This window comes from Bradyrhizobium sp. AS23.2 (assembly GCF_001908185.1).
Lineage (GTDB): Bacteria > Pseudomonadota > Alphaproteobacteria > Rhizobiales > Xanthobacteraceae > Bradyrhizobium.
This window is the reverse complement of record NZ_LGHM01000421.1, coordinates 1-769: the sequence shown is the minus strand read 5'-3', so window position 1 is coordinate 769 and position 769 is coordinate 1. Positions and strand designations below refer to the sequence as shown.

Here is a 769-nt window from a genome sequence, read left to right as displayed (position 1 = left end):
CTCAAAACGGTCTGGGATGCGCCGACGACGGATGCTCGCCTCAAGAAGCGCATCGTACGCACCCTCGTCCATGAGGTCGTGGCTGATATCGACGACGCGGCGTCCGAGATCGTTCTCATCGTCCACTGGGTGGGTGGCGCTCATAGCGAGCTGCGCTTGCCCAAGCGTCGGCGCGGACAGCGCAACAGCACTTCTGCTGATATTATCCAAGCCGTGCGTCAACTGGCGCTGATTGCCAGCGACGATCTGATTGCTGGCATCCTCAACCGCAACGGCCTCAAGACGGGCAACGGCAATCGCTGGACCCGCGAGCGCGTCACATCGCTGCGCTCCTATCACCACATCCCGGTGTTCAAGCCAGCCGATGACGGGATCGAACCCTGGCTCAACCTTGGCAAGGCCGCAAAGCTCCTGAAGATCGCACCCAAGACGCTCCGACTGGCCGCTGAAGCCGGCGAGATCGAAGCCTTCCATCCGCTATCGGACGGCCCGTGGATCTTCGCCCGCGCCTCGCTGATAATAACTGCTGCTCAATCTATCGCCGAACGAGCGCGACAGAACCCAAGACACCCCGCGGGATCGCATCCCAATCAGCAAAGTCTCTTCTCTTCAACAACATAGACAGATGGGTGTTCTGATGCGCAGTTGCAGTAATCCTTGTATGACAGCAGGACGTGGCGCAGATGGCGTTCGCCGAAGACTACGACATGATCAATGCATTCCCTTCGGATTGAACCGATCAACCGTTCTGCGTAGCCGTTTTGCCAGG

At 59.2% G+C, this 769-nt stretch carries 1 pseudogene; it reads left to right on the top strand.

Annotation, left to right across the window (positions count from 1 at the left end):
* Positions 1–621: pseudogene (locus AC630_RS42650) on the top strand (recombinase family protein); the annotation flags it as partial.
* Positions 622–769 lie beyond the last annotated feature (148 nt).